Origin of the sequence: Streptomyces sp. NBC_00986 (assembly GCF_045162565.1) — a bacterium.
Lineage (GTDB): Bacteria > Actinomycetota > Actinomycetes > Streptomycetales > Streptomycetaceae > Streptomyces.
The window spans coordinates 1793199-1815966 of record NZ_CP108733.1 but is presented as its reverse complement, the minus strand read 5'-3'; the positions used below and the strand labels follow the sequence as shown (position 1 = coordinate 1815966).

General features: G+C 69.1%; 10 protein-coding genes. 8 read left to right on the top strand and 2 right to left on the bottom strand.

Annotated features, from left to right (window positions below; translation table 11 throughout):
* Positions 1-33: 33 nt before the first annotated feature.
* Positions 34-12993: an amino acid adenylation domain-containing protein gene (locus OG504_RS08010; protein WP_405989122.1), complete on the bottom strand. Its 12960-nt coding sequence runs from the start codon at positions 12991-12993 to the stop codon at positions 34-36.
* A gap of 139 nt (positions 12994-13132) precedes the next feature.
* Complete coding sequence (locus tag OG504_RS08005; protein ID WP_405989121.1) at positions 13133-13351, bottom strand: MbtH family protein; 219 nt, start codon at positions 13349-13351, stop codon at positions 13133-13135.
* 859 nt (positions 13352-14210) lie between these two features.
* Here OG504_RS08005 and OG504_RS08000 point away from each other — a divergent pair.
* The 8 genes from OG504_RS08000 (at position 14211) to OG504_RS07965 (ending at position 22730) form a co-directional block, all read left to right on the top strand.
* Positions 14211-15374, top strand: a complete 1164-nt coding sequence (locus tag OG504_RS08000) for a glycine amidinotransferase (protein WP_405989120.1) — start codon at positions 14211-14213, stop codon at positions 15372-15374.
* A gap of 245 nt (positions 15375-15619) precedes the next feature.
* On the top strand, positions 15620-16723 hold the full coding sequence (gene dpgA / locus OG504_RS07995) for a 3,5-dihydroxyphenylacetyl-CoA synthase DpgA (RefSeq protein ID WP_405989119.1): 1104 nt from the start codon (positions 15620-15622) through the stop codon (positions 16721-16723).
* A 14-nt stretch (positions 16724-16737) separates the two neighbouring features.
* A complete protein-coding gene (gene dpgB, locus OG504_RS07990; RefSeq protein ID WP_405989118.1) occupies positions 16738-17466 on the top strand; it encodes an enoyl-CoA-hydratase DpgB in 729 nt (242 codons plus the stop codon).
* A 3-nt stretch (positions 17467-17469) separates the two neighbouring features.
* Entirely contained in the window at positions 17470-18831 is a 1362-nt protein-coding gene (dpgC, locus tag OG504_RS07985) for a (3,5-dihydroxyphenyl)acetyl-CoA 1,2-dioxygenase DpgC (protein WP_405989117.1), read from the top strand.
* A gap of 56 nt (positions 18832-18887) precedes the next feature.
* On the top strand, positions 18888-20126 hold the full coding sequence (locus tag OG504_RS07980; protein WP_405989116.1) for a PLP-dependent aminotransferase family protein: 1239 nt from the start codon (positions 18888-18890) through the stop codon (positions 20124-20126).
* On the top strand, positions 20123-21319 hold the full coding sequence (locus tag OG504_RS07975) for a cytochrome P450 (protein ID WP_405989115.1): 1197 nt from the start codon (positions 20123-20125) through the stop codon (positions 21317-21319). The genes OG504_RS07980 and OG504_RS07975 overlap by 4 nt, the downstream gene beginning before the upstream one ends.
* A 31-nt stretch (positions 21320-21350) precedes the next feature.
* Positions 21351-21548: a ferredoxin gene (locus tag OG504_RS07970; RefSeq protein ID WP_405989114.1), complete on the top strand. Its 198-nt coding sequence runs from the start codon at positions 21351-21353 to the stop codon at positions 21546-21548.
* A gap of 33 nt (positions 21549-21581) precedes the next feature.
* Positions 21582-22730, top strand: coding sequence for a glycine amidinotransferase (locus tag OG504_RS07965; protein ID WP_405989113.1), 1149 nt, complete (start codon positions 21582-21584; stop codon positions 22728-22730).
* The last annotated feature ends 38 nt before the right edge of the window (positions 22731-22768 follow it).

The following is a 22768-nucleotide window of genomic DNA, read 5'->3' as shown; positions in this document are numbered from 1 at the left end:
CTGCGGCGAGCGGGTCATTTTTTGGAGGGGGGCTCACTCCGATCCGAGGGCTTTGTTCAGCGCCTGGCCGAGCATCGCCAGCGGCGCCCTGGCCTCGGACTGCCCGATGCCTACCAGTGGGGCCATATCCAGCAGTTGGAAGTGGCTGCAGGGGATCCGCACCTCCTCGATGCGGCCAGTGATGACCGGACCCCAGGTCTCCGCTCCGGGCACGATCCGGTGTTTGCCGACGGTGGCCCGCACAAACAGGGCGTCGCCCCTGTAGATCCCGGGGACGTGCCGGGGGCGCATCTGCTGGTGGTAGTGCAGCGCGTTGACGATCATGGGCTGTTCGTCGCCGGCGAGCACGTTGAGCACTGGCACGCCGTCCGGGCCGCCGGCCGCCAGCCAGGCGATCTCCTCGGCCACCGCCACAGGGTCGCCCTCCCGGTAGCGCAGGTACTCCTCGGGCACCGGAGTGCCGACGAGTGACTGGTCGGGCCTCATGTCCGTGTCCAGGACCACGACCAGGGAGACCGTCTCACCGGCTGCCTGGAGCTGGACCGCCGCCTCGTGCGCCAGCACGCCGCCCAGCGACCAGCCCAGCAGGCGATAGGGGCCGTGCGGCTGGACGGAGCGGATGTGCTCGACGTACTCGCGCGCCATCCCCGCCAGTGTCCTCGGCCGGTGCCGGTTCTTCGCCAGGCCCACCGACTGGATGCCGTAGAGCGGGATCTCCGGGTCCAGGTCGCGCAGCAGCCCGCTGTAGACCCAGGCCAGGCCGCTGCCGGGGTGCAGACAGAACAGCGGGGTACGGGAACCGGTCCGGCGGATCGGGTACACGATCTCGAAGGCGTCACCGATGCCACCGGTCACCAGCCAGCGGGCCAGCCGTTCGGGGGTCGGCGCTTCGAACAGCGCCCGCACCGACACCGCGCACTCGAACTCGGCGCGGATTCGGCCCACCAGCCTGGTCGCCAGCAGGGAGTGGCCGCCCAGGTCGAAGAAGTTGTCGTCGCCGCTGATTCGAGGCAATCCGAGCACCTTGGCGAACAGCCGGCACAGCACGTCTTCTTGTTCGCTCGCCGACTCGCGCCGCTCGCTTTGGCCCGCCGGCAGGCCGGGAGCGGGCAGGGCCCGGCGGTCCAGCTTTCCGTTCGAGGTCAGCGGCAGCCGTTCGAGCGTCATCACAGCCGAGGGCACCAGGTGGGCGGGCAGCCGACGAGTGAGTGTCTGGCGCACTTGGGACGCCAACTTCTCGGCGCCGGCCTCGGTTCCGTTGGCGGGCACCACGTAGGCCAGCAACTGGGTGTCACCCCGGGCGTCCGGTCGTGCGACCACCGCCGCCTGCACGACACCGGGTATCGCTGCGGCCACGGCCTGCACTTCGCCGGGCTCCACCCGGTAGCCGCGTATCTTGACCTGGTCGTCGGTGCGTCCCTCGAACACCACGTGGCCGGCGGCGGTCCACCGGGCCCGGTCTCCGGTCCGGTACATCCGCGCGCCCCGCTCGAACGGACATGCGACGAACTGTTCCGCAGTCAGGTCCGGGCGGCCGACGTAGCCGCGCGCCAGTCCCGCGCCCGCCAGATAGAGCTCGCCCACCACGCCGGCTGGGACCGGGCGCAATGAGTCGTCGAGTACGTACAGGCGGGTGTTGGCGATCGGGGACCCGATCGGCACGGTGTCGCCGTCCACCAGGTCTGGGGTCAACCGCACGGTCGCGACGCCGATCGTGGCCTCGGTGGGGCCATAGTGGTTGAACACCGCACAGGTCCCGGCCTCCGCCAGTACCTCCCGGACCCATGCCGGCGCCGCTGCCTCACCGCCCAGGACCAGCGAGGTGGTCGGCAGCACTTCGGCTGCACCGGCGCTGGACAGCGCCGCCAGGTGCGAGGGCACCGCCTTCACATAATCTATTTGATGTTCAGTCAGATACCGTGCGACCGCGAGCGGATCGGTGACCTCGTCGGCGTCCAGCACGTGCAGTTGGCCACCGGTGGCCAGGCTGGCGAAGACCACGGTGTTCCCCAGGTCCGTCACCTGGGCCTGGAGCAGGGCGTATCGGCCGCCCGGCCGTCCGAGACCGACCCGCTGCGGGACCGAGGACACGTAGTTCACCAGGGAGTCGTGGGTCACTGCCACACCCTTGGGCAGGCCGGTCGAACCGGAGGTGTACATCACGTACGCCAGCCCCGCCGGGGCCGGCGCCACCTTCGGCCGGGTCTGCGGAGCCGCTGCCAGCCGCACCTGTGCTGCCGGCTCGTCCAGTGCCAGCACCTGCACGTCGGCACTCGGGTCTGGGGTGCTCGGCGACGACGCCAGGGCGCCGTCGGTCACCAGCAGGGTGGCGCGGCTGTCGGAGAGCAGGAAGGCCGCCCGTTCGGCCGGGTGGGCCGGATCGACGGGCAGGTAGGCCGCGCCGGCCTTCCAGACAGCCAGCACGGCGCTGATCATGTCGGCCCCGCGCGGCAGGCACAGGCCCACCACGGACTCCGGTCCGGCTCCCTCGGCCCGCAGCAGGTGCGCCAGGCGGTTGGCCCGGGCGTCCAGTTGTGCGTACGACAGCCGCTGACCGCCGGCTACGAGGGCGACCGCCTCCGGGGTGCGGTCCGCCTGCGCCTCGAACAGCCCAGCCACGCACGCGGCGTCTGACGCCCTGGTGGACGCCGTGTCGTTCCACTCCTTGAGGATCCGCTGCCGCTCGGCGCGGTCGAGGATGTCCACCGCGCTCAACCGCACGGTCGCGTCGTCGGCCACCGCCGCCAGCACCCGGGCCAGACGGTCGAACATGGCGCGGACCGTTGTCTCGTCGAACAGGTCGCGTGAGAACCGCACGTAGGCCTGCAGCGGACCGGGCCGACCGGAGTCGTCGACGGTGCTACGGAGGTTCAGCGTCAGGTCGAACTTCTCCCGCCGGGTGCCGCTGAACATCGCCTCGGTCCGTGTGCCCGGCAACCGCAGCCGGCTGTCGGCCCCGCTGCCGACTTGCAGCATTACCTGGAACAGTGGGTTGCTCGCCGCCGAGCGGGGCGGATTGACCGTTTCCACCACGCGTTCGAACGGCACGTCCTGGTGCCCGTAGGCGGCCAGGCTCGCCTCCCGCACGCGGGCGAGCAGTTCCTCGAACGCCGGGTCCCCGGAGGTGTCGATCCGCAGCACGAGGGTGTTGATGAAGAACCCGACCAGACCGCTCAGCGCCGCATCCGTGCGCCCGGCCGCCGGGGTGCCGATCGGAATGTCCGTCCCAGCGCCCAGCCGGGTCAGCATGGTCGCCAGGGCCGCGTGGGCCACCATCGTCAGCGTCGTCCCGGTGCGGCGGGCCAAGTCGGCCAGCGACGCGTGCAGGTCCTTTGACAGCTCCGCTCGGAACGACCCGCCGCGCTGCGAGGCCACCGCCGGACGCGGCCGGTCGGTCGGGTAGCCGAGTTCGCTCGGCAGGCCGGCCAACTGCTCCCGCCAGAACGCCAGCTGGGCGCTGGCCACGGAAGCAGGGTCCTGCTCGGAGCCGAGGATCTCGCGCTGCCACAGCGTGTAGTCGCTGTACTGCACCGGCAGCGGCGCCCAGTAGGGCGCCCTTCCTGCCAGCCGGTCCCGGTAGGCGGTGGACAGGTCCTCGGCGAACGGCTGGAGCGAGAGTCCGTCGCTGCCGGTGTGGTGGAACAGGACCGCCAGCACGTGGTCGTCCGCGCCCAGGCGCAGCAGGCTGACCCGGAGCGGTGCCTGGGCCGACAGGTCGAAGGAGTACCCCACGATCTCTCGCAGCCGCTCGGGCAGCTCCTGCTCCGAGCAGTCCATCGTGTGCACCACGACCGGCGCGGCGGGCAGCACGGTCTGCAGCGGGAGGCCGTCGACCTCGTGGAGGGTGGTGCGCAGGGCCTCGTGCCGCTCCACCACGTCGCCCAGGGCCGAAGTCAGCGCGTCGGTGTCCAGCGGTCCGACGATCCGGTGGATCAGCGGCAGGTTGTAGGTGGGGCTGGGCCCCTCCAACTGGTTGAGGAACCAGAGCCGCTGCTGGGCGAAGGACATCGGCACCGGCCCAGTACGTTCCGTGCGGGCGAGCGGTCGGCGAGCTCGGGTCGCGCCCTCCAACTGCCGGGCCAGTGCGGCTGGCGTCGGTGCCTCGAACACCTCACGCACCGCGACCTCGCGCCCGAACGACTGGCGGATCAGCGAGACCAGGTGGGTGGCCAGCAGCGAATGGCCGCCCAGCTCGAAGAAGTCGTCATCGACCTTGACGCCCTCGACGCCGAGGACGTCGGCGAACTGGGCGCACAGGATCTCCTCCTGGATCGTGGTTGGCTCCCGGCTCGCCGATTCCGTCGGCCGGGCGCCCGACGCGGGGAGCCGAGCATGGTCGATATCGCCAGCTGCGGTCAGCGGCAGCGTGTCAAGCACGACGACGGCCTCGGGGACCATGGCGTCGGGCAGGTGGCGCCGCAAGTGGGCGCCGAGCGCGGCAAGGTCGATCTCCTCCTCGCCCACGACGTAACCGATCAGCTGCCGACCGCCCTGGTGCTCCTCGGCCGCGTTGACCGCGGCCTGGCTGACATGGGGGAAGGCGGTCAGAACCGTCTCGATCTCGCCCGGGTCGATCCGCAGACCGGGCACCTCAAGCCGCTCGTCGGCGTTCGCGGCGAATTCGAGCAGCCCGTCGGCGGTCCACCGAACCCGGTCGCCGGTGCGGTACATCCGGGCGCCGGGCCAGCCGAAGGGGTCGGCCACCAGCCGCTGCGCGGTCAGCTCCGTACGGTTCAGGAAGCCTGCGGTCAGGCCCCGGCCGGCCAGATACAGCTCACCGACCACGCCCGTGGGTACCAGCGCGAGCGTCTCGTCCAGGACGTAGGCGACGACACCGTCCAGGGGATGGCCGATCGGCGTCCGGTCGGGCCCGGCCTGCCCCGCCCGCCAGACAGTGGCGGCCGCGAACGGCATGGCCGGGCCGGGACGGTAGGCACTGAGCACGGTTGCGCCCGGGGCGTGGTCCAGCACCCGGCGGAAGGTGTCCGGCGAAGGGGCGCCACCCGCCACGACGGTGGTGATGCCCGCCAGGCAGTCTGGATACTGCTCGGCGATCAGCGCGAACAGGCCGGGGGGCACCGCGAGCCCGCTGATCGCCTCGTCCTCCAGCAGTTCGCCGATTTCGTCGACGCTCAGACCGGTCGTCGGGGCGATGACGGCGGTGCCGCCGTGCAGCAGCGGAGACCACAGGCAGTAGGTGGCGGCGTCGGACTCGTAGGGGGGCAGGAGCAGGATCCGCTCGTGCTCCCGGGGAGCGAGGACGCTGTCGCCGACGAGGCCGAGGACGTTGTGATGGGTGACGGCGACACCCGTGGGCCGTGCCGAGCCCGAGGCGTAGAGCACGTAGGCGAGCTGGTCGGGGTGCCCGGGCACGGCCGGATCGTGCGAGGGGCAGGTCGCCAGGTTCGGGTCATCGACCCGGAGCACAGTCGCGGCGTCCGGCAGCGCGCGCTCGGTCATGGCGGAGTCGGTCAGCAGGATCAGGGCGCCGCACTGGGCGTGTATCCACTGACGGCGCTCCGGTGAGGATTCTTGGGGCAGCGGCACGTAGTACGAGCCGGCCTTGAGGACGGCAACCAACGCCACCACCAGTTCGGCACGGCGGCCGAGCAGGGTGGTCACCGGCCGGTTCGGACCGGCCCCCGCAGCGATGAGGCGGTGCGCCAGCCGGTTGGCCCGCAGGTCGAGCTCGCGGTAGGTCAACTCCGTCGGGCCGCACCGCACTGCGACCGCGTCGGGGGTGCGTTCGACCTGGCAGCGCCAGGCAGTTGGCAGGGAGGTGCCGGTGAGTCGGCCGGCCGGGAGCGGGCCGCGCCCCTGCCCCAGCAGTTCGGCTTGCTCCGACGGGTCGAGCACGTCGACGACCTGGAGCCGGACCGCCGGATCCGCGACCACTGCCTCCAGCACCCGCGCCACGCGCCTGAACAGCCGCTCCACCGACACCGCGGTGAACAGGTCGGAGGCGAACCGCACGTACGCCCGCATTGGGCCGGGCAGGCCGTCGGCCCCGATCGGCGCGTGCAGCCGCACCGACAGGTCGAACCGCGAGGACTCCCGATGGACGGGGAAGTCCTCGACCACGGCGCCCGGCAGCACCAGTTGCGCGGGTTCCTCGACCTGGACCTGGAGGGTGATCTGGAACAGCGGGTTGCGACCGGCGGAGCGTGGCGGATTGAGCTCCTCCACCACACGCTCGAACGGCACGTCCTGGTGGGCGTATGTGGCCAGGCCGGCCTGCTTGACCCGCCCCAGCAGCTCTTTGAAACTCGGGTTCCCCGAGGTGTCGACGCGCAGCACCACGGTGTTGACGAAGAAGCCGATCAGGTCGTCCAGCGTGTCGTCGGCGCGCCCGGCCACCGGCACGCCGATGGGGATGTCCGTTCCCGCGCCCAGCCGGGTGAGCACAGTCGCCAGCGCCGCGTGCGCCACCATCGACAGGGTCGTCCCGGTTTCTCGGGACAGGCCCAGCAGCCCGGCGTGCAGACGCTCGTCGAGTTCCAGTTCGACCGCCCCGCCTCGCTGCGAGGCCGCAGCGGGCCGCGGTCGGTCGGTCGGATACTCCAACTCCACCGGAAGATCGGCGAGTTGCTGTTTCCAGTAGGCGAGTTGCGCGCTCACCGTGGAGTGCTGGTCGGTGTCGGATCCGAGCACCTCACGCTGCCACAGCGCGTAGTCCGCGTACTGGACCGGCAGCGGTGCCCACCGCGGAGCCGTACCGGCCAGCCGCTCCTGATACGCCTGGGACAGATCACGGGCCAACACACTCACCGACCAGCCGTCGGTGACGATGTGGTGGAAGAGCGCCACCAGCACGTGCCGGTCAGGGCCCGCTGAGATCAGGCTCACCCGCATCGGCGGCTCGGTGGCCAGATCGAAGGCGTGGTCCGTGGCGGACCGCGCCAGCCGCGGCAGCTCCGGCTCGTCGGCCTCCAGCCGGTGCACGGTCACCGGGGCCGGCGGCAGGACCACCTGCACCGGCTGCCCCTCAACCTCGCGCAGGACAGTGCGCAGGCTCTCGTGGCGTTCGGCCACGTCGCTGAACGCCCGCTCCAGCGCATCGACGTCCAGCGCCCCGGTGATCCGCAGGATCACGGGCATGTTGTAGGTGGCGCTGGGGCCCTCCAGCTGGGAGATGAACCACAGCCGCTGCTGGGCGTAGGACATCGGCACCAGCCGCGGACGCGGCCTGACGGTCAGCGCCGCGTGCGCCCGGTCCCCGGCCCCCACTTGGGCGGCGAGCCCCGCAGGGGTGGGCGTCTGGAACAGCTCGCGCACCGAGAAGTCGCAGTCGAAGGCTCGGCGGATCCGCGAGGCCAGCTGAGTGGCCAGCATCGAGTGGCCGCCCAGGGCGAAGAAGTCGTCGTCGACACCGACCTGGGCGAGGCCGAGCACCTCGGCGAAGAGGTCGCAGAGGATCTGCTCGCGCGGATCGACGGCCGCTCGGCTCGCGCCGTCGGCCGCGTACCGCGGGGCGGGCAGGGACCGGTGGTCGAGCTTGCCGTTGGTGCTCAGCGGAAGCGCGTCGAGGAAGACGAACGCCGAGGGGACGAGCGCCTGCGGAACGGCTGCGGCCACCTGCGCGCGCAGCGCCTGCGCGGTCACGGCCTCCTCGCCGGGCGCGCGCACGGCATAGGCGACCAGCCTCTTGTCACCGGGCCGGTCCTCCCGCACCACGGTCGCCGCCTGCGCCACGCCCGGGTTCGCGGTGATCACCGCGTTCAACTCCCCGGGCTCCACCCGGATCCCGCGGATCTTCACCTGGCCGTCGACCCGGCCGGCGAAGAGCAACTGTCCGTCTGCCGTCCACCGCGCGAGGTCGCCCGTGCAGTACATCCGCCCGCCCGCGCTCTCGAACGGGCACGCCACGAACCGTTGCGCCGTCAGGTCGGGTCGGTTCAGATACCCGTGCGCGATCTGGGGTCCGCCGAGGTAGACCTCGCCGACGACGCCGACCGGCACCGGCTGGAGCCGGTCGTCCAGCAGGTAGGTCTTGGCGTTGGGTACCGGTCGGCCCAGCAGCGGAGCGCTCGGCGGCCACTGGGAGACCTCGGCGGGCAGCGACAACCGGGAGACCATCGCCGCTTCCGAGGGCCCGTAGGTGCTGTGCAGCCGCACGTCGGGACGGGCCGAGTGGAATGCGCGCTTGCGCTCGTTGAGCTGCAACGGCTCGCCGTTCTGCGAGACGTGCCGCAGCGCCTCCAGCGCCAGGCCCTGGTCGCGCGCCGCCGCGAACACCGCGGTGATCACCAGGTCGGGGGCGAAGAACTCGGTGACCCGCTCGCGGTCCAGCCAGGCGGCCAGCCGGTCCGGGTCGGGGCTGGTGTCGTCGTCCGGCACGCACAGCGTCTTGCCGAACATCAGCGCGTGGAGCATCTCCTTGACCGCCACATCGAAGCCGACCGCGCTGAACTGGGCGACCCGTGCGTCCGGCCCGCCCGGCTGCGCCGCGTCCAGGAACGAGGAGGTGTTGATCAGGACACGGGCGGGCAGCACCACGCCCTTCGGGCGGCCGGTGGTCCCTGAGGTGTAGACCACCTGGGCCGGCGTGTCCAAGGTCAGTGGCGTTGGCCGGTCGCGGTCGGTGGGGTCGTGCGGCGAGCACCGCCGCAACTCCTCCAAGCTGTCCGTCCCGTCCAACAGGACCAGTTCGCAGCTCAGCCCGGACGCGAACCGCTGGTGGGTGAGCACGACCGCCGGGCGGGCATCCTGCAGCATGAAGTCGATCCGATCCGCCGGGAAGGCGGTGTCCACCGGCAGATAGGCCGCACCGGCCTTCAACACCGCCACGAAGGCGACGGTCAGGTCGACCCCTCGCGGCAGCAGCACACCCACGTGGCAGCCCGGACCGACCCCGCGGGACAGCAGCAGACGCGCCAGCCGGTTCGCCCGCTCGTTCAGCTCCGCGTACGTCAGCGCACCGTCGTGCGCGCTGACCGCGAGGGCCGCCGGCCGCCGCGCCGCCTGCTGCTCGAATCGCACCGGCAGCAGGTCGCCCAGCGCCACCTCTGGTCCGCGGGCGTGGGCCAGCACGTCCTCGCGCTCACCGTCGAGATGCAGGGGCAGCTGGGACAGCCGCAGTTCCGGGGCCGCCACCCCCTTGGACAGCAGGGTCAGCAAGCGCTGGGCCAGCAGGTGTGCCGTGTGCGGACGGAACAGGTCCACGGCGAAGTGCAGCCGACCCCGGACGCCTTCCGGTGCCGCGTCGGAGCCGTAGTGCTCGGTGAAGCTGAACAGGAGGTCGAACTTCGTGGTGCCGGTCTCCAGCGTCTCGGTCCGGGCGGTCAGCCCGGGCAGGGTGAAACCCTCAGCGATGGTCTCGACGTTGACCTGAAGCATGACCTGGAACAGCGGATGGCGCGCCAGCGAGCGGTCCGGGTTGAGCGTCACGACCACCTGCTCGAACGGCACGTCCTGGTGCTCGTAGGCCGCCAGGTCAGCCGTCCGAGCCCGTTCCAGCAGGTCCCGGAAGGCCGGATCCCCGGAGGTGTCGGTGCGCAGGGCCAGGGTGTTGACGAAGAATCCGACCAGGTCGTCGAGGGCGGCATCGGTGCGCCCGGCCACCGGAGTGCCGAGCAGGATGTCCTCACCCGCGCCGAGCCGGGTCAGCAGGGTGGCCACTGCGGCCTGCAGCACCATGAACACGGTGGTCCCGGTGGCCCGAGCCAGCGCGACCATCGCCGCGTGCACCTGCGGCCCGATCTCCAGCGGCACACTCTGGCCGCAGTGGGTTGCTTCGGCCGGCCGAAGCTGGTCGGTGGGCAGCGTCAGCTCGCCCGGAGCCCCCTCCAGGGCGGTGCGCCAGTAGCCCAGCTGCCGCGAGACCAGGCTCTTCGGGTCCTGCTCCGACCCCAGCAGCTCGCGTTGCCACAGCGCATAGTCGACGTACTGCACCGGCAACGGCGCCCAATGCGGAGTCTGACCGGCGCTCCGGGCCGCATACGCCGTGTGCAGATCACGCATCAGCGGGCGCATCGACTGGCCGTCGCTGCCGATGTGGTGGAGCACAAGGTGCAGCACGTGCTCGTCATCCGCGGTGGAGAACAGACGCACCCGAAGGGGTACGTCGCGGGTGAGGTGGAACGGCACCAGCCCGGCCGCATGCAGTGCCCCATCCAGGTCCTGGACGTGCTCCGTCTCCAGCGTCGAGCGGACCCGCTCGACGGGCAGGACCACCTGGTAGGGCATCCCCTCGTGTTCGGCGAACACCGTGCGCAGACTTTCGTGCCGCTCCAGCACGTCATCGAGCGCGGCCCGCAGCGCCGACCGGTCCAAGGCACCGCTCAGGCGCACCGCGGTCGGGAGGGTGTACGTCACCGACGGGCCCTGTAGTCGGTTGAGGAACCAGAGGCGGAACTGCGCCGCCGACAGCGGGATCCGCTCGGGGCGTGGGGCCGGCAGCAGGGCCGGGCGGGCCGGCGGGGCCTGGTCCAGCAGCGCGGCGAGCCCCGCCGCGGTGGCGTTCTCGAAGACCTGGCGCACCGTGAGCTCGGTGCCGAAGGCGGCTCGGATCCGGCTCACCAGGCGGGTGGCCAGCAGGGAGTGGCCACCCAGGGCGAAGAAGTCGTCGTCGATCCCGATGCCCTCGATCTCCAGCAGCTCGGTCAACAGGTCGCACAGCCGCGCCTCCGCGGCGTTGCGCGGCGCGCGTCCCTGTCGTGGCGCGAGGTCCGGTGCGGGAAGGGCGCGTACGTCGACCTTGTTGTTCGCGGTCAGTGGCAGCCCGTCCAGCCGCACGACCGCGCCGGGGACCATGTAGTCGGGCAGCAGCTGGCGGGCGTGGTCGTCCAGCGCGGTCAGGTCGAACTGCTCATCGGCGACCAGGTAGGCGACCAGCCGCTTCTCACCGGGCCGGTCCTCGCGGGCGATGACGGCGACCTGGCGCACGCCGGGGAAGCGGGCCAGCACGGACTCGACCTCGGCCGGCTCGATGCGGAAGCCGCGGATCTTCACCTGGGTGTCGCCGCGTCCGACGAAGTCGAGCAGTCCGTCGTGGGTCCAGCGCACCCGGTCACCGGTGCGGTACATCCGGCTGCCGGCCGGTCCGAAGGGGTTGGCCAGGAACCGTTCGGCGGTCAGGTCCGGACGGCCCAGGTAGCCGCGGGACAGGCCCTGGCCGGCCAGGTAGAGCTCACCGGTGATCCCGGTGGGCACCAGAGCGAGGGCGTCGTCGAGGACGTAGGCACTCATGCCGTCCAGCGGGCGGCCGATCGGGACCGGGGCGGGCACCTGGTCGGCTCGGTGCCATGGGGTGGAGGTGGCGTACAGCGTGGTCTCGGTAGGACCGTAGTTGCTGCGGACCACCAGTCCCGGGCAGTGATCGAGGGCACGTCGCACGGCCACCGGTGACACGACGTCACCACCGGTGATGACCACGCGCACTCCTGCGAAGCATTGCGGACGCTCCTCCGCCATCACCCGGAACAGGCCTGCGGTTACGTTGACGCCGGTGATCCGCTCCTCCTGCAGGATGTGGGCCAGTCGCTCCACGGTCAGGTCCGCCTCGGGGGCGATGACGGTGGTGCCGCCGTGCAGCAGGGGGTACCAGAAGGAGTAGGTGGAGGGGTCGAACTCGTAGGGGGTCAGCAGCAGCACCCGGTCGTGGTCGCCAGGAGTGAAGAGCGAGTCGTGGACGAGGTCGAGGACGTTCTGGTGCGTGACGGCGACGCCTTTCGGCGCACCGGTGGAACCGGAGGTGTACATCACGTAGGCGAGCTGGTCGCCGTGGCCGGGCACGGCCGGGTCGTGCGACGGCCAGTGCGCCAGCTCGGGGTCCTCGACCCGTATGACGCTCTCGGCCTGCGGCAGGCCGCGTTCGGCCATCGCGCCGTCGGTCAGCAGGACGCGGGCCTGGGACTGGAGGTGGATGGACTGGCGGCGCTCCAGAGGGGCCGCGTGGTGCAGCGGCACGTAGAACGAGCCCGTCTTGAGGACGGCGGTCAGGGCCACGACAAGGTCGACCCGGCGGCTGAGGAAGGTGGTGACCGGCCGCTCGGGGCCGGCTCCTGCGGCGATCAGTCGGTGGGCCAGTCGGTTGGCGCGCTCGTCCAACTCGCGGTAGGTCAGGGTCGTTCCGGCGCAGCGCACCGCCACCGCGTCAGGGGTATGTGCGGCCTGTCGACGCAGAGCCTCCTGGAGGTTGGCGCCGTCGAAGGCGCCGGTGGGCACCGGGCCGGTGCCCTGCCGGGCCAGGTCGGCGCGCTCCTGCGTGTCCAGCAGGTCGATGGCGTGGAGCCGTAGAGTCGGATCGGCCACCACCGCCTCCAGCACGCGCACCAGGCGGCCGACCAGGCGCCGTACCGACGCCTGGTCGAACAGATCGGCCGCGAAGCCCACGGACGCCCACATCCGGCCCGGCTCGCCGTCGGCCCCCGTGGTGGCCCTGATCAGGATCGAGAGGTCGAAGGTCTCCCGGTCCAGGGTCGAGCACAGGTGACTGGACCCGGCGTGCGCCGGCCCCAGGACGCTTCCGTCCTCGTGGCTCACCTCCAGCATGATCTGGAACAGCGGGTGCCGCCCCGCCGATCGCGGCGGGGCAACCGCCGCGACGACGCGCTCGAACGGGACGTCCTGATGTTCGTGGGCGGCCAGGCTGGTGTGCCGTACCCGCGCAAGGAGCTCACCGAAGGCGGGGTCGCCCGAGGTGTCGGTACGGATCACCAGGGGGTTGGCGGCGAGCGGGGCGGGACCGGCGGGCGCGTGGTCCGCGTTCGCGACCGCGGGCATGCCGATCGGGACGTCCGTCCCCGCGCCCAGGCGGGTGAGCACGGCGGCCAGCGCCGCGCACGCCACCATCGACAGCGTCGATCCCGTGCCCCGGGCCAGCTCGGCCAGGCTCGCGTGCAGCCCGGCACCCAGCTCGACCACGAAGTCGTCGCCGCGCCCGCAGGTGTGCGCGGGCCGCGGCCGGTCCGTCGGGTACTGCAGCTCGACCGGAAGACCCTCCAGACCGGCCTGCCAGAAAGCCAACTGGTTGCGCAGCGAGGAATCCGCCATCGTCAGGTTGCTCCTAGAGGTGGTTGTCGTCACCGCGGACGACGGGCGTGCAGAGACCGGTGACGTTCGGAAAGCTCGTCGGACGAGGTGGACGGGGTTCCGGGTGCGCAGAGCCACAGCGGCCTGCCCGAGGGGTCTGTCAGGAGGTCCGGTCCATCTGAGCGGCCAGGCTGCGCGGCCGCATGTCGGTCCAGTTCGTGTTTACGTACTCAATACAGGATGCGCGGTCGGACACGCCGAAGATGACGGTCCAGCCGTCCGGCACCTCAGCGAACTCCGGCCACAGAGAATGCTGTCCTTCCTCATTCACCAGAACAAGAAAACGGCCGTCGGGGTCATCGAACGGATTCGACACCAATCATCTCCTCGGTTTTTGAGAGTCACCTGGAACGCTCCAGGATTCATAAAAAATTACCCGGTCTTGGGTGCGGCTTTGCGAGGGCTTAGGGGAGGGAGGCATGCTTCAATTGCACTCGAACACGCAGAGCGGTGGACAAGTAAAGGAATGATCCTCAGGCCGAAATTCCGACACCAAGGCTCCCGTGAGTGCATCAAGGCAGCGAAAATTCTCCGTACCCAGCTATCGGAAGAGAAGTCGAGCCATTCCGGACATCCCTGCGGAGACGCTACTGGATGCGTCGCAACCGTAGTTGGGAGTGTTGGCCGAGGCGGCCCTGCCGGCGATGCGCCTTGTCCTGGCCGGCGGTCGGAAGACCGTGAACCGAGGCCCAGGGCTGGGTGGCGACGTGGCGAAGTCACAGAGTTTTCACAGCTCATGACGGACCGTTGCACAAGTCGGACATGGCTGGACGGCACGGTTCGATGTCGGCGCCAAGGCTGCCGCGCGGTCGTGAGGGTGGGCTCGCGGCCCTTCTTAAAGGTGAACCCAAAGGATGTGCGAGGGAAAGTAAATTATCGATCCCGTGCCGCGATAACCACACTCGTGGTGTGTCCATTTTGTTCGCCACTCCCCGTTTTGGCGTACACCGTCTATGGAATAGTTCGACCGTGCGGCGTGTCGCCCTAAGAACGTAACAGGTCGATCTTGCGGCCTGACAATGGCGCCATCGTGTGATGCACGTCACACTGTAATGGCTTCCTTAATCATTTGCATTTCGATCAGCCGCTGTGCTTCGCTGGTTGGCAGATGGCTGTCCGGTGATTTGGCAAAAGCGACCCACATCAGGGTCCGGTGAAAAAATCACGGGGGTTCTGAAATGCAGCTCAACAGCTTCGACGAGTGGTCTCCTCTGAGAGAGGCGATCGTCGGATCCGCAGAAAATTACGAGACGCACGAGCGCGAGCTGTCATTCGATTTGTTCTTTCATGACAACATCGCCCGTGACAACGCCTTCCGATCCGAGTGGTACTACCCTCGACTCGCTGCCCGCGGGGCTGACGGGAGGGGCGGAGCCGGCCGACGGTTGCCGATCAAGGAGCGGTACGTCGCCGAGCTGAACGAGGATCTTGAGGGCATTGTCAAGGCGCTTGAGAGCTTTGGTGTGACCGTGCACCGGCCCGTGGCGGTCGACGCGGCAACCGCCGAGGTTCGGACGCCGGCTTGGTCCGCGTCGGTTGTTCCGCCGCTGAACGTGCGTGACAACACGCTCATTCTGGGCGATGAGATCATCGAGACACCGCCGATGATCCGGTCCCGGTACTTCGAGACCCAGCTCCTCAAGCCGATCTTCCAGGAGTACTTTCGGCACGGGGCCCGCTGGACCGTGATGCCGAGACCCTTCATGACGGACGCCTCCTTCGACCTGTCGTACGTACGCGGCTCCGCGACGGCGGGCGGTCCGACCGAACCCATCGAGGATCCGCAACCCTCGCCGTACGACGTGGGCTTCGAGATGATGTTCGATGCCGCGCAGTGCCTGCGGCTCGGCCGGGACATCGTTGCCAACGTCTCGACGGCCAACCACGTGCTGGCCGTCGACTGGCTGGAGCGTCATCTGGAAGGCCGCTTCCGGATTCACCGGGTGCGGCAGCTGAGTGACAGTCACATCGACAGCATGGTGCTGGCGTTGCGGCCGGGAACGCTGCTCGTCCGCTCGGAGGATGTGGCCGACAGGCTTCCCGAGGCGCTCCGGAAGTGGGATCTGATCGTTCCGCCGGCACCCGAGAGTGACAATTTCCCCCGGTACGACGACGACGATCTGATCCTGACCAGCCCCTTCATAGACCTGAACGTGTTCTCGGTGGATCCGGACACGGTTCTGGTCAACGACGCCTGCCCGGAGCTGATGCGGAAGCTGGAGGGGCACGGGTTCACCGTGGTCCCGATCCGGCACCGGCATCGGCGGCTGTTCGGGGGAGGATTCCACTGCTTCACCCTCGACACGGTGCGGGCGGGCGGCCCTGAGGACTATCTCGGCTGAAGGCCGCGGCGTTCCGGCGTACCTACCGTACGCAGCGGGTCGCGCGCGGCGGTTTCCGAGGACGTACCCGCAGACCTGACGACCGCCTCTCCGGTCGGCTGCACGGCCGTGGCCTCGTCGACTGAGTACTCCGCCGACCCCTGCCGTCAGGCCGGGCAGGAGGCTGCCGCCGCGAGTGCATCCGTGGAGTTCGGTTACGGCGGGATTGGCACGTTCCGGTTGGGATCGAGTTGGTGGGGTGAATTATGGAGCTCGCCGAAATATCGCCGTTAGATCTTCTGGACAGGTCTGATGGGTTGTCGCCGCGAATCCTCGGGGTCGGCACGGCGGTACCGAGGACGTCGTACAGCCAGCGGGAAATTCTGGACAGGTTCGAAATCACTGATCCGCGCGTACGTTCGATCTTCCTGAACAGTGCGATCGAAAGACGGGGCCTCACGCTGCCGACGCAGCACTCGGACGGCTCATGGGATTTCGAGAGCCAGGGAGACCTGCTCCGTAAACACGCCATGACGGGCCTGGCCATGGGGCGGGAAGCGATCGAGAAATGCCTTGAGGACGCCGGTGCATCTCTTTCCGATGTGCGATACCTTACCTGTGTCAGCACAACAGGGTTACTCACTCCTGGTTTCTCAGCGCTGCTGATAAAGGAATTAGGGATAGACCGGCACTGCTCGCGCCTGGACGTGGTGGGCATGGGCTGCAACGCCGGCCTGAACGCACTGACCGCAGTCGCCGGCTGGGCCGGTGCCCACCCTGGTGAGCTTGCCCTCATGGTGTGCATCGAGGCATGTTCGGCGGCCTATGTCTTCGACGGAACGATGCGCTCGTCGGTGGTGAACAGCCTGTTCGGCGACGGCGCGGCGGCCGTTGCGGTCAAGGCGCCGGACGGCGCGGAAGTCGGGGGGCCGGCGCTGCTGCGCTTCTCCAGTTGCATCATCCCCGACGCGGTAGATGCGATGCGCTACGACTGGGACGACGATCATGGGAAGTTCAGTTTCTATCTGGACCCGGAAGTTCCTTATGTGGTGGGCGCCCATGCTGAAATATCCCTGGATCGTCTCCTGCAGGGAACCGGTCTCCACCGCTCTCACATTTCTCACTGGGTCCTGCATTCCGGTGGCAAGAAGGTGATCGATTCGGTCCGTATGAATCTTGGACTGACTCGGCATGACGTTCGGCACACCACAGGCGTGCTGCGGGATCACGGCAATGTTTCGAGCGGTTCGTTTCTTTTCTCGTACGAACGGCTGCGTGACGAGAATTGTATTCAGCCCGGAGATTTTGGGGTCTTTATGACTATGGGGCCGGGGTCCACCATTGAGATGGCCTTGGTCGGCTGGCAATGAAAGGAACCACTGCGATGATGAACGCCGATCTGACTCCCACCTCCTTGCCCGACGATCTCGGGTTCATGGTCGAGGTGGACGGCGCATACCCGCTCGCGGAACTGACGGCCGCGCTGAACTCCATCTGTGATCAGGTGGAGCGGCGTGGCGAGAACTCGGTCCTCGTCCTGCGACTCGGCACGGCCCCGGCGGAAACCCGGGAGTGGCCCGGAGAGGGCAGCGTACAGGCGGTGAACCGCTGGGAACGGGCGGTGCGCCGGCTGGAGCAACTGTCAGCGGTGAGTATCGTCGTCGCCCAGGGGACCTGCTCCGGCCCGGCGTTAGACCTGTTGCTCGCCGCTGACTTCCGGATCGGTACGCCGGATTTCGAAATCCTGTTGCCGGTCAACGACGGCCACTTCTGGCCCGGAATGTCGCTCTTCCGATTGGTGAAGCATGTCGGGCTGGCCCGTGCTCGCCGGATCGTCCTGTGGGGCACCGACATCGCCTTGGACGAGGCCCGTGAACTCGGCCTGATCGACCAGGTCAGCGACGACGTCCCCGATGCGGTGCGCACTGCGACGGTCCTCACCAGCCGGATCTCCGACAGGGAGACCGCCGTCCGCCGGCAACTGCTGATCGAGGCCGGGACGTGCGAGTACGACGACGCCCTGGGCGCCCATCTGGCCGCCTGTGACCGGGAGCTGCGTCGATTGCGCAGAGCCGGGGCGGCAGTCGGTCCTTCCATGGCCAGGGAGCTGTGATCTGTGAAGCACTTCGATCCCCCCACCACTGTGGAGGCCGTCCGATCGGCGACCGCCCCCGGCTTATGCGGTGACCTCGACGAGGATGCCGCGGACCTGGCCTCCCAGGCGGCCCGCTGCGAGGGCATCCTGGCCGAACTGCCGGCCAGGGCAGACCGGGACCCCGCTCAGCAGGAGCGGGCGCAGCTCGCGCTGGACGCCGCCCGTGCCGCCCGCCGTCACTTCCTGGCCCGACACACCGAGGGCGTGTACGACCGCCTCACCCAGGCACGTTCCCGCTATGTGCGGCTGCCGGACCTCGTGTTCGCCGCGGCCGAGACCTTTCCCGGACTCGTACCGACCCGGAAGCAGATGGCCGTCGAAGCCCGCTGCGGCCAGGTGGACAAGGATGGTCGCGAGATCGATCAGGGCATCTTCTGCGGCGCGGTTCTGCGCTCGGCCAGGGCTGGACGCCATCTCATCGACGCCATGCTGATGCCCACCCCCCGCGCGTTGGACCTGATCGACGAATTCCGCGCCGAGGGGCGGTCCGAGCTGGACACGCTGCTGCTGGAGCGCCGGGATCAGGCAGCGCACGTGACCTTCCGAAACGCGGACTGTCTCAACGCCGAGGACGACCGGTTGATCGCCGACATGGAGACGGCGGTCGACCTGGTGCTGCTGGACGATCAGGTCCGGGTGGGAGTGCTGCGTGGTGGGGAGGTGGACCACCCCAAGTACCGGGGCAGGCGAGTGTTTAGCGCCGGCATCAACCTCAAGGACTTGCGCAACGGGGCCATTTCCTTCGTCGACTTCCTGCTGGGGCGCGAACTCGGCTACATCAACAAGATGCACCGCGGCCTGCTGGTCGACACGCACGGCGCGGCGTGGTCCGACCGTACGGTCCAGAAGCCGTGGATCGGCGCGGTCGACACGTTCGCCATCGGCGGCGGCATGCAACTGCTGCTCGTGATGGACCGGGTGATCGCGGAGGAGAGCGCGTACATCAGCCTGCCGGCGGCTGAGGAAGGCATCGTGCCCGGGCTGGGCAACCTACGGTTGACCCGGTACCTCGGAGCCCGGCTCGCACGTCAGGTCATTCTGAGCGGGCGCCGGATCGCGATGACTGATCCCGAGGCCCGTCTGGTCTGTGACGATATCGTGCCCGCCGACGGCATGGACGAGGCGGTCGGGCGCGCGGTACGGGAACTCGCTGTCCCCGCGGTGGCCGCGAACCGGCGGATGCTGAGCCTGGCCGAGGAACCGTTGGACCTCTTCCGCGAGTACCTGGCCGAATTCGCGGTGGCCCAGGTGGCCAGGGCGTACAGCGACGACGTGCTGGCCAAGGTCGAGCGGCGCTGGCAACGCTCGCAGGCACGGGGATGAGCGCCGGCGTGGTGCGACTGTCATCGTCCTCGCTGCACCGCTCGCTGCAGGAGCCCGTGCTTGACTCGATCGGATTCCTCAACGAAGTGATGGGCCGCCACCCTGAGGCCATCTCCTTCGCCCCTGGTGCCCCACACCCTGTCTTCCTCGACGATCTCGACACTCACCACTTCACGGACCGGTTCCTCGACCATCTCGTGGAGGGCGGACTGAGCCGCAGGCAGGCGCGCAGGCTGCTGGTCGAATACGGGCCGAGCCGGGGGATCATAAACGAGCTGGTGAGCCACGCGCTCAGACGTGACCAGGGCATCGCCGCCACATCGGCGTCGGTGGTCATCACCGTAGGTGCCCAGGAGGCCATGCTCCTGGTTCTCCGTGCCCTCTTCCGTTCCGCTTCCGGGCAGGTCCTGGCGGTGGCCAACCCGAGCTTCGTCGGTATCACCGGTGCGGCACACCTGCTCGATATCCCATTGCTCCCGGTCTCCGAGAGGGACGACGGCATTGACGTCGACGCTCTCGAAGCGGCCTGCCGGACCGCACGGCGCTCAGGGCGGCACATCCGCGCCTGCTACGTGGCAGCCGATTTTTCCAACCCGGGCGGGGGCCGGATGTCGCTTGAGTGCCGGCACCGGTTGCTCGAAGTGGCCGAGCGCGAGGACTTCCTGGTCCTTGAGGACAACGCCTATGGGTTCACCGCGGACGCCGGTGACGAACTGCCGTCCCTGAAGGCCCTGGACGGCGGCGGGCGTGTCGTCCACATCGGGACGTTCGCCAAGGTCTGCTTCCCCGGCGCCCGAGTCGGCTACGTGGTCGCCGACCAGCAGGTCGAGAACGGCTCCCGGCTTCTCGCGGACGAGCTGGCCGCGCTGAAGACCATGGTCACGGTCAACACCTCCCCGCTGAGCCAGGCCGTCATCGGCGGCATGCTCGTCGAACACGGAGGCTCACTCAGGGAGTTGAGCCGGCAGAAGGCCCAGCTCTACCGGCGTAATCTCGACCAGCTGACGACAGCACTGGACTCGCACCTGCCGGACGTGGGGGCGGCCGGGATCCACTGGAACCGGCCCGAGGGCGGGTTCTTCGTCAGGCTCCACCTGCCGGTACCGGCCGACGACGACCTGCTGGAGAAATCCGCAGCGAAGTACGGCGTGCTGTGGACGCCTATGGCTCCGTTCTACCTCGACGGTGGCGGCGACCGGCAACTCCGGCTCTCGTGCAGCTACCTCGACCCAGACCAGATCGACACCGGTATGCGGCGGTTTGCTGCCTTTCTGCAGAAGGAGATCATCCGTTGAGTGCGCAGGACGCTGTTCCCTATCCCACCGTACGGACCTGCCCGTTCTCCCCACCGACCGAGTTCGCCGGCTACCGCGAACGTGAGCCGATCCGCCGGATGCGCTACCCGGACGGCCAGCTCGGCTGGCTGGTCACCAGCCGCAGCCTGGCCCGCAAGGTGCTCTCAGACTCCCGGTTCAGCGCCCGGTCCGACCTCAAGCGGGTCCCGGTGCTGCGTCCCGGCGCGGATCCGTTCTTCGGCGCCCCGGCGCTGCCCGGCTGGATCCTGGACCTGGACGCACCGGAGCACACCCGCATCCGCCAGCAGTTGACCGGCAAGTTCACCGCCCGCCGGATGCGGGGGATGCGCCCCTACGTCGAGCAGGTCGTCGCCGGTCTGCTGGACGACATGGAACGGGACGGCGGCCCCGTCGACCTCATCGAGGCCTTCACACTTCCGCTGTCCACACAGACCATCTGTGAACTGCTCGGCGTTCCCTACAGCGAACGCGACGCCTTCCAGCGCGACAGCAAGGTCCTCTTCAGCCTGGGCTCGACCGCCCAGCAGGCTTCCGAGGCCATGGACCGGCTGTATGTGCTGGTACGCAGCCTGGTCAGGACCTCGGGGGAGCACAGCGGTCTGCTGCACCAACTCGCCGAGGACGGCGTCCTGAACGAGGACGAGATAGTCGGTGCCGGCGTGATGATGCTGACCGGCGGGCACGGGTCGACATCCAGTGCCATGGCGCTGGGCGCCTATGCCCTGCTCAGCCACCCCGACCAACTCGCCAAGTTCCAGGCCGACCCGGCGCTCACCGACAATGCCGTCGACGAACTGCTGCGGTATGCGACCATCTTCCACTTCGGAGTCCCGCGCGCCGCTCTTGAGGACTTCGAGTTCGAGGGCCGACCCATCAAGGCCGGCGAGCCCGTCACGGTCGCACTCCCCGCGGCAAACCGGGACCCTGCCTGGTTCGCCGAGGACCCCGACCGGCTGGACATCGAACGGCGCACCTCCGGGCATCTCGCCTTCGGCCACGGCATCCATCAGTGCACCGGGCAGAGCCTGGTGCGAGTGGAGATGCGTGCCGCCCTCTCCGCGCTCTTCAGCCGCTGCCCGGACCTGGCGCTCGCCGTGCCGCCCGAGGAGATCGCCCTCAACACTCAGACCAGCCCCGTGTACGGGGTGCTCCAGCTGCCAGTCCGCTGGTGACCGGCACTTCACGAGGAGAAAGGACCAACTCGTGCACGTCTCCACGAGCGTAGAGACCTGTGTCGGCTGCGGCCAGTGCGCACTGGCGGTCCCCGAGGTCTTCGACCAGGAGCAGAGCGAAGGCACCGTCGTGCTGCTCGATCCGAACCCGCCCGAGGACCTCCACCCGGCGGTGAGCCAGGCCGCGATCAACTGCCCGGTCGAGGCGATCTCGGTGAGCAAGTCCTGATGAGCCCGTCCATATTCCCGGAGGTCAACCACTGTGCGACTGAACAGCTTTGACGACTTCTCGCCACTCAAGGAGGTCGTCCTCGGCTCCGCGGCCGACTACGTCGAGCGGATTCGCGACATGTCCTTCGACATGTTCATCAGCGACAACCTCTCGGGAGCCCGCGGCTACTACCCCAGCATCACGGACTGGTACACCGGGGAGGGCCGCGGCGACCGCAACGAGCCGCACCGGCTGGCCCTGAAGGAGCGCTTCCTCCAGGAGCTCATCGAGGACGTGGAGGGCATCGCCGAACAGCTCAAGAAGCTGTCGGTACAGGTGCTGCGCCCGATGGCGCTCGATCCGGCGCACGGCGAGATGGCCTCGCCCGCCTGGTCCGCCCCCGTCACGCCCCCGCTGAACCTGCGCGACAACACCCTGATCATGGGCGACGAGATCATCGAGACGCCGCCCACGCTGCGCGCCCGCTACTTCGAGACTCAGTTCCTCAAGCCGATCTTCATGGAGTACTTCCGGCAGGGTGCCCGCTGGACGACGATGCCTCGCCCGATGATGACCGACGCGTCCTTCGACCCCGCCAACATCGAGAACGCCGCTCCCAACATCGAGGTGCCGCTGAATGCGCGGCCGTCGCCCTACGACGTCGGTGTGGAGATCATGATCGACGGCGCGAACTGCCTGCGCCTGGGCCGCGACCTGATCGTCAACATCTCCAACGCCAACCATGCCCTGGCCTGCGACTGGCTGGAGCGGCACCTCGAAGGGCGCTTCCGGGTGCACCGTATGCGCAAGCTGACCCAGAGCCATATCGACAGCGTGGTCGTCCCACTGCGTGCCGGCACTCTGTTGATCCGCTCCGAGGGCGTTCTGGACTTCCTGCCCGAGCCGCTGCGCAAGTGGGACACGATTGTCTCGCCGGTGCCGGAGATCGGTGACTTTCCGCAGTACGAGAACGGCGACCCCATCCCGCCCAGCCCGTACATCGACCTCAATGTGCTGTCCATCGACGAGAACACCGTCATGGTCAACGACGCGTGCAAGACGTTGATCCGCACGCTGGAGGAGCACAGGTTCACGGTCGTCCCCGTCCGCCACCGGCACCGCCGTCTGTTCGGTGGCGGCTTCCACTGCTTCACCCTCGACACGGTGCGCTCGGGCGGCGACGCGGACTACCTGAGCTGACCCGCGTACCGCCCGGTCGCGCGCAACCGGGCGGTACG

Coding starts and splice junctions, on each gene's coding strand:
- OG504_RS08010 (WP_405989122.1), bottom strand. CDS start 12,993: ATGGCGGATTCCTCGCTGCGCAACCAGTTGGCTTTCTGGCAGGCCGGT.
- OG504_RS08000 (WP_405989120.1), top strand. CDS start 14,211: ATGCAGCTCAACAGCTTCGACGAGTGGTCTCCTCTGAGAGAGGCGATC.
- dpgA (WP_405989119.1), top strand. CDS start 15,620: ATGGAGCTCGCCGAAATATCGCCGTTAGATCTTCTGGACAGGTCTGAT.
- dpgB (WP_405989118.1), top strand. CDS start 16,738: ATGATGAACGCCGATCTGACTCCCACCTCCTTGCCCGACGATCTCGGG.